This is a genomic window from Neorhizobium sp. BT27B, from assembly GCF_050455485.1.
Classification (GTDB): Bacteria; Pseudomonadota; Alphaproteobacteria; order Rhizobiales; family Rhizobiaceae; genus Neorhizobium.
In genome coordinates, this window is the sequence record NZ_JBCIYT010000041.1 from 1 (window position 1) to 1,399 (window position 1,399).

General features: G+C 58.5%; 2 protein-coding genes. One reads left to right on the top strand and one right to left on the bottom strand.

Annotated elements, in window-relative coordinates:
- Window positions 1-704 (bottom strand): LysR family transcriptional regulator (locus tag AAIH70_RS30950; protein WP_430038183.1); only part of this gene is annotated, 704 nt, incomplete at its 3' end.
- A gap of 147 nt (window positions 705-851) precedes the next feature.
- Between AAIH70_RS30950 and AAIH70_RS30955 the strand changes: the two genes are divergently transcribed.
- A partial coding sequence (locus AAIH70_RS30955) for a type 1 glutamine amidotransferase domain-containing protein (RefSeq protein WP_430038185.1) occupies window positions 852-1,399 on the top strand: 548 nt, incomplete at its 3' end.

Below are 1,399 nucleotides of genomic sequence, written 5' to 3' on the forward strand. Positions count from 1 at the left end.
ACCGCGACCATCTCGGGAACCGATAGGAAGTGTGTGACGGAGACAGCAACCTCGCGCTTGAGGTTCTGCTGCCCCAACGCCTGGAATACGCCCGCTCGAATGCGACCGGGTGGCAGGACATTGACGTGTTTCAGGCTCTCGTAAAGATCCCGCGTCAGGCTGGCACCGACATCCGGATGGTCACGACGTACGATGCAGGCCAGTCCGTCGTCCATCAGATGTTGGACGACGAGGTTGTCCGGTGGGTCGATAACCCTTCCCAGCACCATCGCCGTCGTCCCCGAAATCACCCCAGTATCGGCGAGATCGTTGCCGAAAGGCGTCATGCGAAGTTTGATCCCCGGAGCTTGCTCTCGCAGCCTTGCCACCAGCGCTGGCATCAACACCAGTTCGACATAGCTGTTTGGCGCGATCAGGAAAAGGCGCTCGCCGCTTGCCGGATCGAAATCCTGCTGGTGGACGACGAGATCATCGAGCTGCGCCAATGCGGCTTCGATCGTCGGCGCGATCTCCTCGGCAAGCTGTGTTGGTCTGATGCCGTAGCGCTCCCGGATAAACAGCGGATCTTTGAGCATGTCGCGAAGCCGATTGAGCGAATTCGACAGCGCAGGCTGCGTTATGCCGAGGCGAGCGGCAGCGCGGGTGACGCTTCGCTCCTCCATGAGAGCGAGGAAGACGGGCAGAAGGTTTAGATCGTATTTCATACAGATATAATCGCACGTGAATATCTGAAATCCAACAAGTAAATTTCTCAAATATCTATGCAGATGACATGATCACTTCATCGAAAGGCCAGCAGCGCTGATCGACAATCCAGGCCGGTCCGGCCGCGACCATCAAAGGATAAGACGATGAAAGTTCTCATGGTGCTGACTTCGCACGATACGCTCGGTGACACCGGCCGCAAGACCGGGTTCTGGCTTGAGGAGCTGGCAGCTCCCTATTACGTCTTCAAGGACACCGGCGCCGAGATCACGCTTGCTTCGCCCAAGGGCGGCCAACCGCCGCTCGACCCGAAGAGCGACGAGCCGATGTTCCAGACCGAACTGACGGCTCGTTTCAAGGCAGACGCCGACGCTAACGCACAGCTCGCCCAGACGGTGCGCCTCGACAGCATCGACCAGAAGGATTTTGATACGGTCTTCTATCCCGGCGGCCATGGCCCGATGTGGGATCTGGCTGAAGACATGAATTCCATCGCGCTCATCGAATCCTTCATCGCCGCCGGCAAGACCATCGCCCTTGTCTGCCATGCTCCGGGTGTACTGCGCCATGTCAAGAATGCCGATGGCTCGCCGTTTGCTCAGGGACGCTACCTCACAGGCTTCACCAACACCGAAGAAGAAGGCGTTGGCCTGACCAAGGTTGTCCCTTTCCTGGTCGAGGACGTGCTCATCGC